Source organism: bacterium, from assembly GCA_035529855.1.
Taxonomy (GTDB): domain Bacteria; phylum RBG-13-66-14; class B26-G2; order WVWN01; family WVWN01; genus WVWN01.
The window spans coordinates 1-13,148 of the sequence record DATKVX010000019.1; the positions used below are offsets into that span (position 1 = coordinate 1).

The 13,148-nt window shown below is 61.4% G+C and carries 14 protein-coding genes; 10 read left to right on the plus strand and 4 right to left on the minus strand.

Features of this window, described 5'->3' with window-relative positions:
- The 6 genes from VMX79_01825 to VMX79_01850 form a co-directional block, all read left to right on the plus strand.
- Positions 1 to 664, plus strand: a 664-nt coding sequence (locus tag VMX79_01825; GenBank protein ID HUV85832.1) for a hypothetical protein, incomplete at its 5' end; no start/stop codon positions are given.
- A gap of 30 nt (positions 665 to 694) precedes the next feature.
- Positions 695 to 1,312 (plus strand): hypothetical protein, encoded by a 618-nt coding sequence (locus VMX79_01830; GenBank protein ID HUV85833.1) that lies wholly within the window; start codon positions 695 to 697, stop codon positions 1,310 to 1,312.
- A gap of 76 nt (positions 1,313 to 1,388) precedes the next feature.
- Positions 1,389 to 1,628, plus strand: a complete 240-nt coding sequence (locus tag VMX79_01835) for a hypothetical protein (GenBank protein HUV85834.1) — start codon at positions 1,389 to 1,391, stop codon at positions 1,626 to 1,628.
- Between the two features lie 90 nt (positions 1,629 to 1,718).
- Complete coding sequence (locus VMX79_01840; protein HUV85835.1) at positions 1,719 to 3,194, plus strand: glycosyltransferase family 39 protein; 1,476 nt, start codon at positions 1,719 to 1,721, stop codon at positions 3,192 to 3,194.
- A 513-nt stretch (positions 3,195 to 3,707) separates the two neighbouring features.
- On the plus strand, positions 3,708 to 4,343 hold the full coding sequence (locus tag VMX79_01845) for a hypothetical protein (protein HUV85836.1): 636 nt from the start codon (positions 3,708 to 3,710) through the stop codon (positions 4,341 to 4,343).
- A gap of 189 nt (positions 4,344 to 4,532) precedes the next feature.
- Positions 4,533 to 5,189 (plus strand): hypothetical protein, encoded by a 657-nt coding sequence (locus VMX79_01850; GenBank protein ID HUV85837.1) that lies wholly within the window; start codon positions 4,533 to 4,535, stop codon positions 5,187 to 5,189.
- Positions 5,190 to 5,309: 120 nt separating this feature from the next.
- On the opposite strand, the gene VMX79_01855 is transcribed toward VMX79_01850, so the two are convergent.
- Positions 5,310 to 5,954, minus strand: a complete 645-nt coding sequence (locus tag VMX79_01855; protein ID HUV85838.1) for a hypothetical protein — start codon at positions 5,952 to 5,954, stop codon at positions 5,310 to 5,312.
- Between the two features lie 569 nt (positions 5,955 to 6,523).
- Here VMX79_01855 and VMX79_01860 point away from each other — a divergent pair.
- A complete protein-coding gene (locus VMX79_01860) occupies positions 6,524 to 7,162 on the plus strand; it encodes a hypothetical protein (protein HUV85839.1) in 639 nt (212 codons plus the stop codon).
- Between the two features lie 113 nt (positions 7,163 to 7,275).
- Here the strand turns inward: VMX79_01860 and kbl are convergent, their stop codons facing one another.
- From kbl to acsA, 3 genes are read right to left on the minus strand one after another with little or no spacing between them, the layout of a single operon-like run.
- Positions 7,276 to 8,523, minus strand: coding sequence for a glycine C-acetyltransferase (gene kbl / locus VMX79_01865; protein HUV85840.1), 1,248 nt, complete (start codon positions 8,521 to 8,523; stop codon positions 7,276 to 7,278).
- Between the two features lie 42 nt (positions 8,524 to 8,565).
- Entirely contained in the window at positions 8,566 to 8,820 is a 255-nt protein-coding gene (locus VMX79_01870) for an acyl carrier protein (GenBank protein HUV85841.1), read from the minus strand.
- Between the two features lie 31 nt (positions 8,821 to 8,851).
- Positions 8,852 to 10,594 (minus strand): acetate--CoA ligase, encoded by a 1,743-nt coding sequence (gene acsA / locus VMX79_01875; protein ID HUV85842.1) that lies wholly within the window; start codon positions 10,592 to 10,594, stop codon positions 8,852 to 8,854.
- A 216-nt stretch (positions 10,595 to 10,810) separates the two neighbouring features.
- Between acsA and VMX79_01880 the strand changes: the two genes are divergently transcribed.
- The 3 genes from VMX79_01880 to VMX79_01890 form a co-directional block, all read left to right on the plus strand.
- Positions 10,811 to 11,446 (plus strand): hypothetical protein, encoded by a 636-nt coding sequence (locus VMX79_01880; GenBank protein HUV85843.1) that lies wholly within the window; start codon positions 10,811 to 10,813, stop codon positions 11,444 to 11,446.
- A 168-nt stretch (positions 11,447 to 11,614) separates the two neighbouring features.
- Positions 11,615 to 12,265, plus strand: a complete 651-nt coding sequence (locus tag VMX79_01885) for a hypothetical protein (protein ID HUV85844.1) — start codon at positions 11,615 to 11,617, stop codon at positions 12,263 to 12,265.
- A gap of 172 nt (positions 12,266 to 12,437) precedes the next feature.
- On the plus strand, positions 12,438 to 13,148 hold a 711-nt coding region (locus VMX79_01890; GenBank protein HUV85845.1), incomplete at its 3' end, for an NAD-dependent epimerase/dehydratase family protein.

Consider the following 13,148-nt stretch of genomic DNA (forward strand, 5'->3'; position numbering starts at 1 on the left):
GCCCGGGGCCGACTCCACGCTGGCGTCGCCGGCGGTCACGGGCCGCGAAATCGCGGTGGCGTACGCGCAAAGCCCGGGCAAAGTGTGCGTCCAACGGCTGCCGTTGAGCGAGGTGCCGGTGGGAGGCGTAACCTTCGTCGCGCGCCCGGCGCCCGCGGCCGTAAAGCTGTGGTGGGACGGCGAAGCCGTCGGCGCGTTCGACCACTTCGACGTCTACCGGCGGTCGCCGGCGGAAACGAACTGGCACCGGGTGAACACCGCGCCCATCGCGGGCAGCCGCCCTTACACGTATAACGACGAGACCGCGCTGCCCGGGGACTACGCGTACAAGCTGGAGGGCCGGACGGGCACCGGGTACGCGCTGACGTTGGGGACGGCCCGGGCCGCCGTCGGCGGGGCGAAGCGGTTCATCTCGGGCCTTAGCATCTCGCCCAACCCGTGCCGGGGCGCGCTGCGGTTGACGTGGCGGCAGGAGGCGCCGGCGGCCGCGGCGGTCGACGCGTACGACATTACGGGCTGGCGCGTTGCCTCCGCAACGGCTCCCGCCGCCGCCGGCGCCAACGTCCTGGCGCTCGAGACCAACCGTCTCGCGCCCGGGTGCTACGTCGCCGCGTTGACGGCCGGCGGCGACAACCTCAGCACGATGTTCGTGGTAACGCGTTGATTCCCAAACTCCCGACTCGAGGGTGAAGAAATGAAACGAGTACTTGCCGCCGTCGTCATATTACTCGCCGCGGCCTGGGGCGCGGACGCCGCGCCGTCGCGCGAGCGCCCGGCCGAACTCGGCGCCGCCGTATACTACAAGTCCTCCGTTCCCGTCGCGGGCGAGGATGCGAACTCGTCGTGGACCGGCGGCGGCGCGCGCTTCCGGTACGGCCTGACGGAGGCGCTAGCCGCCGCGGCCTCGTTCGCTTACGACCGCCACGAATTCCCCGAATCCCCGGCGGAAGCCGTCGACCCCGGGGAAGCGGTCGAACGCCAACTTTTATCCTTCCGCGGCGGCGTAGTATACGACTTACCTCTGGGGTTCATATACCCGTACGTCGGCGGCGGCCTGACGCTGGCGCGCGAGAAGACTTACTTCCGGTACGGCAGCCTCGAGCCGAAGGTCCTCTACCACCCGGGGCTCTACGCCGAGGCGGGGACGAACGTGCCGCTCATCGGGCCTTTGGCGGTGGACGTCGGGCCGGAGCTCGCGGCGCTGTTCGGAAAGCGCGTCGCCTCGTACGAAACGGCCGTCAACGATTACCGATACGACGGCGGCGCGGCCCTTTATTTCGGCGTCAAGGCCGGCCTCGCGATATATTTTTAACCGCCGCCGCTTTTGGGGTTGAAAAAGGGGCCGGACGTTATTATAATCACGCTGCGGATTTCGGGGGATTGAACCTTTGGCCAAAGACGAAGGCAACCTCGTACTGTTCCAGATCCTCCCCGACGATGAGAAGGCGGCGGAGGAGCTCGCCGAGAAGGCCGGCATCTCCGTCGCCGACCTCGTCCTGCTCGCGCTGCGGTATTGCCTGCGCGCGAAGGGCGCCGCGCCGTTTCGCGAACTCCTGACCAAAGGCGGCGTATCGGCGCCGGGCTCGCCGGAGATAACAATCGAAGTGGAGAGCGAGCACTTCAAGTAGGGCCCGGCCCGGCGGCCGGGGTTTTTTCCACCCGAATTAACCGCCGCCCGCGCGCGTGTTACGATGCCGCCGATACTCGGGCGGTTTTTTATGGCCTTCTATAAAAGAACCTCGTTCTGGGCGGCGGCGCTGATAGCGCTCGCGCTGGGGCAAAAGCTCTACGGCTTCGACCGGCCGCTGTTGGGGCATCACCCGTGGCGTCAGGCCGACACCGCGGCCATCGCGCGCAACTTCGCCGCCGGCGGAATGAAGTTTTTCTACCCCGAGGTCGACTGGGGCGGCCCGGGCCCGAACTACTGCGAGACCGAGTTCCCGCTTTACTCGTACGCCGTCGCCGCCCTCTACCGCGTCGCCGGCGTCCGCGAATGGCTGGGGCGGCTGCTCGCGCTCGCCGCCTACGGCCTGCAATTATTTCTCGTTTATAAAATCGGGCGCCGATTAATAACGCCCGGCGCGGCGCTGGCGGCGACGTTCCTCTTCGCCGTCTCGCCGGTCGCGGGTTTTATGGGCCGGGCGTTCATGCCGGAGAGCTGGGTGTTGGCGGCATCGTTGGGCTCGGCGTACTTCTTCCTGCGCTGGCTGGACGACGGCCGAACGGGCGACTTCTTCGACGCCGCGGCCTTGCTGGCGTTGGCGGGCACGCTCAAGCTCACCGCGTTCCACCTGCTCATCTGGTTCGCCGTATTGGCGCTGCGCTATCGGCGGCTCGAGCTCCGGTCGCCGGCGCCGTGGCTCGTGCTGGCGGGCGCGTTCGTGCCGGCGGCGATGTGGTACTACCACGCGCACCGAATATTCCTGAAGACGGGGCTCACCTTCGGCATCTGGGTCGCCGGCGACAAGTGGGCCACGCTGTCGACGCTGCTCTCCGGCGACTTCTACCGCAAGATGCTCGTCGAGAACGTGGCCGCGAACGTCCTGACGTGGCCCGGGCTCGTCCTGGCGCTGGCGGGCGCGGCGCTGCTCTTCGCCCGGCGAAGCGACTTCCGGTTTAAAATTTTGACGTGGTTGGGCGCCGTCGTCGTGTACCTGCTGGTATTGGCGCGGGGCGCGTACGACCACGACTACTACGCGCTGCCGCTGGTGGCGCCGGCGGCGCTGGCGGGCGGCTACGCCGCCGCGGAGGGGCTGAAGCTCTTCCGCCGGAACGTCTGGGGCAAGGCCGCGGCAGTAGTAACGGCGCTGGTCCTGGCCGCGGCGGTGCCGTCGTACACCGGGAAGTTCCGCTCGTTCGCCCGGGTGAACGACGCCGCCGCTCGAGCGGGAGCCTATTTAAATTCGGTCGACGAGACCGGCGCGCCCATCGTAACGTTCAACAACGGCGGCCCGCAGTGGCTGTACTACTGCAACCGCAAGGGGTGGATATTGTCGCCGAAGGGACCGCTGGCGGAGGACGCGGCGCTGTTCGCGCGGCTGGTGGAAAAGTATCGCGACGCCGGCGCGCGGTACCTGGTGGTAGACGCGCGGTACTACGGCCTGATGAGTAACGACGTCCAAAATTATATAGACGACGCCCACGAGCGGTTGACTATGGCCGAGGGGTTCGCCGTGTGGCGGCTGCGGCGTTGAACCGGCGGAGCGCCGGGCCGCGTCAAGTCCATATTCCGCTAATACGTAAAAAAGCTGCACGCTAAAAACGCCCCCCCGTGGAGGGGCGTTTTTCTTTGGCGAGATAAATAGGCGGCCTTGTGGCCGCCCTTAATTCGCTCGGCGATACCCGGTTAATCAGTTCCCGAACTTCTCGATTATCTCCTTCTTGCCCAGGCCCAGGATGCCGTACTTCTCGCCGATCTTCTTGAAGGCAGCGATGGCGGCGCCGATGTGTTCCCTCTCGTGGGCGGCGGAGAGCTGGACGCGGATGCGGGCCTGGCCTTTGGCGACGGCCCGGTAGCGCCCGTCCGGGGCATCGCGCTAAACGTTTTGGGAAAAAAACGCAGCGTTGGACGCAAATAATTATAACTAAACTAATTATGTTATCAACTAATATATTAGTTGCATAGTCAGGTATAATAATATAACCTTTATGGCCAGATATAAACCGACCACGTAAAAGAAGCACGGCAAACATCAGGAGGTAGTACGATGAAGAAGTTAGTACTTTTAACACTGGCGTTGGTCCTCGCCGCGTCTACGTTAGCGGCAGCCGACGAAGTAAAAATTATCGGCAACAGGTCGCAAGGCAACTATTGCCCGTGGTGGGGCGCCGGCCACGCCGCGATGCGGTACATGGCGCTCTGGGAAAAATCCGAAATCGGCCTAACGGCAGGCGGCTACATCAACAAGGTCGAGTGGGAGAACAACACCGCTAACAACGCTACCTTCTACCTCGTGCGGGCTTACTTCGGCCATTCGACCAAAACGGAGCTAGATCTGACGTTCGCCAACAACTATTACGACACCCCGGTACAGGTCCTCAACGCGGCGACCAAAACCGTATCCGGTGCCGCCAATACCTGGTGGGACATGGGTATCGACGCCAACAAGTTCGAGTACAACAATACCAATAATTTGGTGTTTGAGATCCGTTGGCGCGGCACCAGCCCGAATGCCCCTTGCTGGAGCGGCGTCGGCGGGATGAAGCGTATGTGGTCGTTTGACGACGCCGCTACCGTCGCGGCATATCGCTTCGGCCAAGTCCAGTACTTACGTATAACCGTCGCGCCCGGCTCCGGCGTCGCGCCGACAAGCCTGGGGCGCGTCAAGTCCATCTTCCGCTAATACGTAAAAAAGCTGAACGTTAAAAACGCCCCTCGGAAGGGGGGCGTTTTCTTTCGCGGGAATTAAAACGTAGATTAAGGCCCGGCTCGAGCGGCCCCCCAACTTTTTAGTTGCGATATTGGAAATAGTATGCTTTAATACGGCACGGGAAACGTAGCATAATTCGAACATCTACTAGGAGGTATTACCGTGAAGAAATACGTATTCTTAACGCTGGCGCTGGTCGTCGCGGCGTCTACGCTGGCAACGGCGGCGGTCCACATAGTCGGCGGCGGTACGCCCAACACCAACAACACGTACCCTTTTACCGCCGCGTCGGCGTTCAGGTGGCAGACGATGTGGTTCCAAACCGAGCTCGGCGAAACCGGCCCCGTATCCAAAATCGAGTGGCAAGTTTATTCTGGCGCGAGGCCCTCCCCGGGCGGCACGTTCAATAACTGCGATATCCTACTCTGCCATACTAGCGTAAAGGCCGTAACGTCAACCTTCGCCACCAACTACGGCGGTAAGACCCCCGTTAACGTATTCAAAGGCACGTACGTCCTCCCGGCGAGTGTCGCGGAACAGTGGATGACGATCGTAGAACCGACGAACTTCACGTTCAATAATACAGACAACCTCCTCATAGAAATATCCTGGCAAGGCGGCTCGGCCAGCCCAACGTATTTTAAAGTACGCATGGTCGGCTCGCCTCTCTACCCCGGCCGCGTATACAATTCGTCGTCGAAGACGGCTACTACCGGAAGCATTAATACCAACTATCACCAATACGGCCGCATCACCATCGGGGCCATACCGGGCGTCGCGCCGACCTCGCTGGGGCGCGTAAAGTCCATATTCCGCTAATACGTAAAAAAGCTGAACGCTAAAAACGCCCCTCCGTGGAGGGGCGTTTTTTTTACAGCCTATCTACGGAGTTAAGTAAAAACCCCGCCGGGCGGCGGGGTTTTCGAGGGTCGAGTTAAGCTATTCAAATATGGCCTTGACCCGGCCCAGGCTAGTCGGTTCCACGGCGGTATAGTAGCCGAAGTTCAGCCGGGTGTAGTAGGCGCGGCCGTCGCCGCGGCCGGTCTCAGCGTTGGGATCGTTAACCGCCCAAACGCGGCGATTGCCCGACAACGGGTCGTTGTTGTAGATGGGCACGCTTATGGCGTTGTCGCCCTCCCAGCGGATCTCGATAAGCAAGTGCCGCACGTTGTCGTACGCGAAGCTGCGCGTCATCCTGAGGCCGAACCAACCGCGAACCGCCGGGATGGTGAAAGCGCTGCGGGAAGCCACCAGCACCGGCGCCGCGTAGTAGTTGACGCCGAAAGTCGTGGAGAGGGACGTCCGCGTGGTGTGGCACAGGTAGACGCGGTAGTTATTGTACCGGCCCGAGGCGCCGTCGTAGTTGTAGTACTCCACCTCGTTGATGGAGCCGGCGTATCTTATGCGCGACTGCTCGACGTTGGTCTGGAACCGCATGCCGCTGTAAGAGGCACCCCAGAACGGACAGGGGTCGTTGGCGTTCGCCGAATAACAGTATATCCGCCTGCCGCTCGCCAGCGCCGACGCCGCGACGCCCAGCGTCAGCGCGACGATTAAGATAACCATTCCCCACCGTTTCATCATTCACGCCTCCTTTTGGTTAAAAGGCTTATTAACGTCGTTACTCAAACTCTTGCGGGTATAGACGCTTCTAAAGTAGTATTAGGCGAAGCTTGTTGTCAAGTCTTTTTTAGGAGAATAATAAGCGACGGCGCTCGGGCCGCCCGTTATCGCGTTTTTTTCGCGGCCCGTAATACGCGTAAAGGCGGCCTCCCGGGCCGCCCTTCGTTAACCCCGCGTTAGCGGTATTAATTCCCGAACTTCTCGATAATCTCCTTCTTGCCCAGGCCCAGGATGCCGTACTTCTCGCCGACCTTCTTGAAGGCGTCGACGGCGGCCTCGACGAGCTCGCGCTCGTGGGCCGGCGGAGAGCCGGACGCGGATGCGGGATTCGCCGTGTGGCGGCTGCGGCGTTGAATAGGCGGCGGCAGGCGGCGTGCTTATTAGCGTACCATACCAGAAGCGCATATTAATTAACCGATACGTATTTTAAAATGGCGGGTTTTAAGGTTGCATCGATTAAAAGTTTATGTTTTAATTTCGTTTATTAAAACCTCGGAGGTGGAGTTTAATTTTCGGCAAGGAGGCACGATATGAAGAAAGCGTTACTCGTAACTGCGGCACTCGCCGTAGCGTTGAGCTTTGCAACGGCCGCAGCCGAGGACCACGGCAAGGTAGTAACTATTGGGACCCACTACGGCAGCAACACCATACCCTGGTATGGCGGCCTGTGGGACTCTTGCCGGTTCCAGTGTCTATGGTTTAAAAGCGACATCAACTACGCCGGTTACATAAACGTCGTTGAGTTCGAGAAGAGCAATACCACGGCCGGTACTTTCAACGACGTGCGCGTGTGGTTGTGCCACTCGAAGAAAACCGCGCTTGAGGCCACGTTCAACAACAACTACACCGGCTACACGCCGGTCCAGGTCCGCACCGGCGGGAACCTTACTCTAAGCGGTTCCGGTTTTTTCGACATCGGCATAACGCCCAACAAATTCAACTACAATAACTCCGACAACTTACTTATGGAGGTACGTTGGAACGGGGACTCGCGCGCCACGTGCGCCTGTTACAGCTCGCCCCAACCGCTGAGCCGCCTTTACGCGTCCAGCCACACCGCTACCTCAGGCACCGTCCATAATGCGGGCCAATGCATACGCCTACACATCGGGACCATGACGGGCGTTCAGCCGACGAGCCTGGGCCGCGTCAAGACCCTCTTCCGCTAGCCAGGAATAAACCACGACCACAAACGCCCCTCCGCGGAGGGGCGTTTTTCTTGGGGCGAGATAAAAAAGGCGGCCTTGCGGCCGCCCTTAATTGGTTCAGCGATGCGAGGGGATCATTTCCCGAACTTCTCGATAATCTCTTTCTTACCCAGGCCCAGGATGCCGTACTTCTCGCCTATTTTCTTGAAGGCCGCTATGGCTTTATCTATGTGTTCCTTCTCGTGGGCCGCGGAGAGCTGGACGCGGATGCGGGCCTGGCCCTTCGGCACCACCGGGAAGAAGAAGCCGATGACGTAGATGCCCTCCTCGTAGAGGTCGCGGGCGACGTCCTGGGCCAGCTGGGCGTTGTAGAGCATGATGGGGACGATGGGATGGACGCCGGGGCGGATGTCGAAACCGGCGGCGGTTATCTGCTCGCGGAAGTAGAGCGTGTTCTCCTCCAGCTTGTCGCGGCGTTCGGTGCTCGCCGAGATAAGGTCCATCACCTTGAGGGAGGCGGAGACCACCACCGGCGCGAGGGTGTTGGAAAAGAGGTAAGGCCGGGCGCGCTGGCGGCAGAGCTCGACCAGCTCCTTGCGTCCCGAGATGCAGCCGCCGGATGCCCCGCCAAGCGCCTTGCCCAGCGTGGTGGTGATGACGTCGACGCGGCCTACGACGCCGCAGTGCTCGTGGGTGCCGCGGCCCGTCTTGCCCATAAAGCCCGAGGAGTGCGAGTCGTCCACCATCACCATGGCGTCGTACTTGTCGGCCAGCTCGCATATCTCGTCCAGCGGCGCGACGTCGCCGTCCATAGAGAAGACGCCGTCGGTGGCGACCATACGCAGCCGCTTGTCGGCGAATTGCTGGAGCTTCTTCTCCAGGTGCTTCATGTCCATATGCTTATAGGAGTCGTACTGGGCTTCGCACAATTTGATGCCGTCGATGACGGAGGCGTGGACCAGCCGGTCGGCGATGACGACGTCCTCCGGCGTCAGCGCGACCTCGAACACCGCGGCGTTGGCGTCCATACAGGATGCGAATAAAAGCGTGTCTTCCGTACCCAGGAACTCGCTCAACTTGCGCTCGAGCTCGCGGTGGGTGTCCTGGGTGCCGCAGATGAAGCGCACCGACGACATGCCGTAGCCTTTGGAATCCAGGCCGTCGTGGGCGGCGGCCACCACGTCCGGATGGCTGGAGAGGCCGAGGTAGTTGTTGGCGCACATGTTGATGACCTTCTTGACCGGGGCGCCCTCCGGGAACTCCACCTCGATGTCCGCTCCCTGGGGAGTTAGGATGTAGCGTTCTTCCTTGAAGAGGCCGTCGTTGCGAATCCCGACCAGCTCGTTCCGGTAGAACTCGCGGGCGGCGGTTCCGTAAGCCATCGTATCCTCCTAAGCTAAAATATTCGCGGCGGCGCCGACTCTTTACGCGTCCGTGTACTCGCGGACCAGTACGGCGATGGCGTTAACGGTGTCGAAAGCCTCGGCCGTCGCCTTCTCGTCCGGGATTTTGATATCGTATTCGGTCTCGAGGAAGAGCTTGAGCGATACCATCGAGAACGAGTCCACCAGGCCGCCCGTGATGAGGGGCGTTTCGTCCGTCACCTCGACGTCGTCCCCTTCTTCGACGTACTCGTCGACGACGTATTCGCGGATCTTATCTTTGAGTTCGTCGGCCATACGCTGCTCCTTTTTAAGTATAAATTATTAATTAATCGTCTTCCAGCGTCGACGTATCGCCTATCTCCTCGCCCGTCTCGCGGGCCTTGAGCAGCCGCCGCATTATCTTGCCGCTGCGGGTCTTGGGCATACCGTCCATGAACTCTATTTCCTGCGGCATCGCGAGGGGAGAGAGTTTCTTGCGGACGAAGTTTATAATGTCCAATTTGGTCTTGTCGCTCGGCTCGTAGCCCGGTTTGAGCGCAATAAAAGCCTTAACTACCTCCAGGTTCACCGGGTCCGGCTTCCCCACCGCCGCCGATTCCGCCACCGCCGGGTGCTCCAACAGCGCGGACTCGATCTCGAACGGCCCGACGAGGTGTCCTCCCGTGTTGATGACGTCGTCGTCGCGGCCCACGAACCAGTAGTAGCCGTCCTCGTCGACGGTGGCGCGGTCGCCGCAGATGTACCAGCCGTCGACGAACTTGCCGTTATAAACTTCCTCGTTCCTCCAGTATTGGCGAAACATCGCCGGCCACCCGGGCCGGAGCGCAATAAGGCCTACGGTCCCGGTTTTAACCGGCTGGAAGCTCTTGGGGTCCAGCACCGCGGCCTCCATCCCCGGGAACGGCTTCCCCATCGAGCCCGGCTTAATCGGCATCCCCGGGTAATTGGAGATGACGATGGAGCCGGTCTCCGTCTGCCAGAAGCTGTCGTGGAACGGCAGGCCGTAGACTTCCTCCGACCAGATGACGGCCTCCGGGTTTAGCGGCTCGCCCACGCTTACCAGGTGGCGCAGCGAGCTGAGGTCGTGGCGCTTGACTATATCGGCGCCCTCCTTCATCAAGAGCCGTATGGCGGTGGGGGCGGAGTACCACACCGTCACCCTGTACTTCTCGATGGCGGCGTACCACCGCTCGGGCATGAAACCGAGCTCCAGGACGAGCTGGGTCCCGCCCAGCGCCCACGGCCCGATGATGCCGTACGACGTCCCCGTCACCCAACCCGGGTCCGCGGTGCACCAGTAGACGTCGTCGTCGCGGATGTCGAGTACCCACTTGGCGGTTATGTATTGCGCGACCAGCGAGCCGTGGACGTGGAGTGCGCCCTTGGGGGGGCCGGTGGTGCCGGAGGTGTAGTGCAGGACCGACGGCGTCTCCTCGTCCGCGGGGTAGATGTCGAACTCCTCCACCGGCTCCGCGCCGTAGACGTCGAAGTGGGTCTCGCCCTCGCGCGGCTCGGCGTCGCCGGCGTCGACGATTACGACGTGCTTGAGCGCCGGGAGCCTGTCGCGGATGTGGCGCACGCGGCCGGCGAACCGCTTCATCGTCAGGACCGCCGTCGTCTCGGCGTTCTCCAGCCGGGTGAAGAGCGAGTCCTCGCGGAAGGCCGAGAACAGCGGCTGGGCAATAGCGCCGGCCTTGAGTATCCCCACGAACGAGAAGTACAGGTCCGGTATCTTGTCCATAAAGATGCACACCCGCTCGCCGGGCTCGATGGCAAGGTCGCGCAGGAGCTTGGCGTAGGCGTTGCTGTATCGCCTCAGCTCGTCGAAAGTGAACCTCTCCGTGGCGTCGCCGGCGGCGTTCTCCCAGATGAGGGCGACCTTGTCGCCCAGGCCGCGTTCGCAGTTGCGCTCCGCCAGGAAGTACGCGATGTTCTTGTTCGGCGCGTCGTCGTAGGCCAGCTCCTCACGGGCCTGCCGCCAGTCGAAATCCTTACGTCGTTTCTCGTAAGAGCCGATATTGCTCATAGCCGTCGCGTTCTCCTTGAGCTCCGGGGTTTTTTTCGAAATACGGCGATGCCGTTCGCGGGATGTCTCGGATGGACGCGTATTTTACAACGGCTGCGGCGCGAGGTCAAGACCGATTTCGCCGGAGGCGCGCCAACGGCGGAAATTCCGGCGCGACGAGTCTTCGCGGCGACTTTTTATTGCAAAAAGAGGGCGGCGGTGTTATAAAGTGTGCGGGAAGTATGAGGCCGAGTTGATTAAAAAACGAGAGGTATTGTTATGAAAAAGGTCATAATGGTAACGGCCGCGCTGGTCGCGGCCTCGGCGCTGGCGCCCGCGGCTATCGCTTCGGGCAAGGTCGTCGTCGTCGGGCCGCGCGTGGCCCGCGACGTCGTGCCGTGGCGCGGCGCATCCGGCGATTCCATGCGGTTCCAGTGCCTTTGGCTCCAGAGCGATATCGATTACGCCGGCTACGTCAACGGCGTCGAGTTCGATAAGGCGGACGCCGCCGGCGGCAGGTTCAACAGCGTGCGCGCGTGGTTTTGTCACACCAGGAAGACGACGCTCGAGACCGCGTTCGCGAACAACTACACCGGCTTTACGCCGGTACTGGTTCTCAATATGAGAAGCGTTACGGTCAGCGGGACCGGGTGGTTCGACCTCCGCATTAACGCGAACCAATTCAATTATAACAACCGCAACAATTTGCTGATGGAGATACGCTGGGACGGCGACGACGGCAACGACGTACGCTGTTGGCGCTCGGGCCAGCCGTACAGCCGCTGCTACGCGTTCGACCACAACGCCACTACCGGAACGGTATACAACAACGGCCAGCGCATCCGACTGACCATCGGGACGATGATTGGGCTCGAGCCGACGAGCCTGGGCCGCGTCAAAACCCTCTTCCGGTAATAACCGCTAACCTTCGCCCCAAAAACGCCCCTCGCGTGAGGGGCGTTTTTTTCGGCGGCGCGGCGGACGTCGAAGGCCGGCTATTTTTTGCGCGGCGTTAGTTTTTGTGCTATAATTAAATGAATTTAAGTCACGCAACCCTTAACTGTTGGGGAAGGAGATAAACAGATGACGAAGGTATTTTCGTTGACGTTGGCGTTAGTTATCGCGGCCACAGGCGGCGCGTTAGCGGGCCCGCATATCGTCGGCGGGACGCCACTTGCCGCGGACCATGTCCCGTGGGGTGGTCAGTACTCCGCTTACCGGTTCCAATGTATGTGGTACCAATCCGAGATTAACGAGGCGGGCCGGGTAACGAAGGTCGAATTCCAATTCTGGGGTTACGCCAGTGGTTCGCCACCTATTACGTTCTACAACGTCGACATGTTGTTATGCCACTCAAGCCTCAACGCGCTAACGAATAACTTCCAGAATAACTACGACGGCAAAACGCCGGTCAAAGTATACTCGGGCAATTTTACAATTCCGGCGGGCCTTAATAATAAAGACTGGTTCATCCAATGCGAGCCGAAAAATTTCACCTACAATAATAAGGATAACCTGCTTTTCGAAATCTCGTGGTCCCGCAATACGGCTTCGGTCAATACCTTTTTCTGGCTTTCGATCTCCGGCCAACCCGGGCGCCTTGGCGCCAAGAACAACAAAACCGCTACCACCGCCGATTGGGTTACCAAAGACGGCCAAATCGCCCGGATCACCATCGGCAACCCGGCCGTCGACGCGACGAGCCTGGGCCGCGTCAAGACCCTCTTCAGGTAATAACCGCCAACCTCGTCTAACAAACGCCCCTCGCGTCAGGGGCGTTTTTCGTCGCGCCGTAAGCGGCCGCGCCGATATTCCCCCTTGCCTTCGCCGCGGGGGCGTTGTATATTATCGGCCCGAATAACGCGACGCAATACTCTTTAAACTCCCCCATGAGAGGTCGTTTGCCATGGCGAAAGCCCCCATTAAGAAAATTCTCGTCACCGGCTCGGTCGGTCAAATAGGTTCCGAGCTCGCGCTGGCGTTGCGCGAGCGCTACGGCGCCGAGAACGTCGTCGCCACCGGCCGCAAGACCAAACCCTCCAAGACGTTGGAGGAGTCCGGGCCCTTCGAGTTCATCGACGTCGCCAGGCGCGACACCGTGGAGCGGGTGTGCGACAAGTACGACGTCGATGCCGTCGTCCATATGGCCGCCATCCTCTCCGCGGTGGGCGAGCAGAACCCGATGCGGTGCTGGGACGTCAACATGAACGGGACGCTGAACGTGCTGGAGGTGGCGCGCGAGCGCGAGATGGCGCAGGTCCTGGTCCCCAGCTCCATCGCGGCCTTCGGCCCGGAGACCCCCCGCGACAACACGCCCCAGGAGACGGTCCTCAAGCCGCGCACTATGTACGGCGTCACCAAGGTGGCGGGCGAGCTGGTGTGCGATTACTATTTCCACAAGTACGGCCTGGACGTCCGCGGCCTCCGCTACCCGGGCATCATCTCCGCGGAGACGCCGCCCGGCGGCGGCACCACCGACTACGCCGTCGCTATCTACTACGCCGCGGTCCGGGGCGAGCCGTACGAGTGCTTCGTGCGCGAGGACACGGTCCTGCCGATGATGTACATGCCGGACTGCCTGAAGGCCACGCTCGAGCTGATGGAGGCCGACCTCGCC

Bases quoted from the DNA above. Each gene is read 5' to 3' on its own strand.
- VMX79_01870 (HUV85841.1), bottom strand. From the start codon at position 8,820: ATGGCCGACGAACTCAAAGATAAGATCCGCGAATACGTCGTCGACGAG.
- kbl (HUV85840.1), bottom strand. From the start codon at position 8,523: ATGGCTTACGGAACCGCCGCCCGCGAGTTCTACCGGAACGAGCTGGTC.
- VMX79_01845 (HUV85836.1), top strand. From the start codon at position 3,708: ATGAAGAAGTTAGTACTTTTAACACTGGCGTTGGTCCTCGCCGCGTCT.
- VMX79_01885 (HUV85844.1), top strand. From the start codon at position 11,615: ATGACGAAGGTATTTTCGTTGACGTTGGCGTTAGTTATCGCGGCCACA.
- VMX79_01880 (HUV85843.1), top strand. From the start codon at position 10,811: ATGAAAAAGGTCATAATGGTAACGGCCGCGCTGGTCGCGGCCTCGGCG.
- VMX79_01840 (HUV85835.1), top strand. From the start codon at position 1,719: ATGGCCTTCTATAAAAGAACCTCGTTCTGGGCGGCGGCGCTGATAGCG.
- VMX79_01855 (HUV85838.1), bottom strand. From the start codon at position 5,954: ATGATGAAACGGTGGGGAATGGTTATCTTAATCGTCGCGCTGACGCTG.
- VMX79_01830 (HUV85833.1), top strand. From the start codon at position 695: ATGAAACGAGTACTTGCCGCCGTCGTCATATTACTCGCCGCGGCCTGG.
- VMX79_01860 (HUV85839.1), top strand. From the start codon at position 6,524: ATGAAGAAAGCGTTACTCGTAACTGCGGCACTCGCCGTAGCGTTGAGC.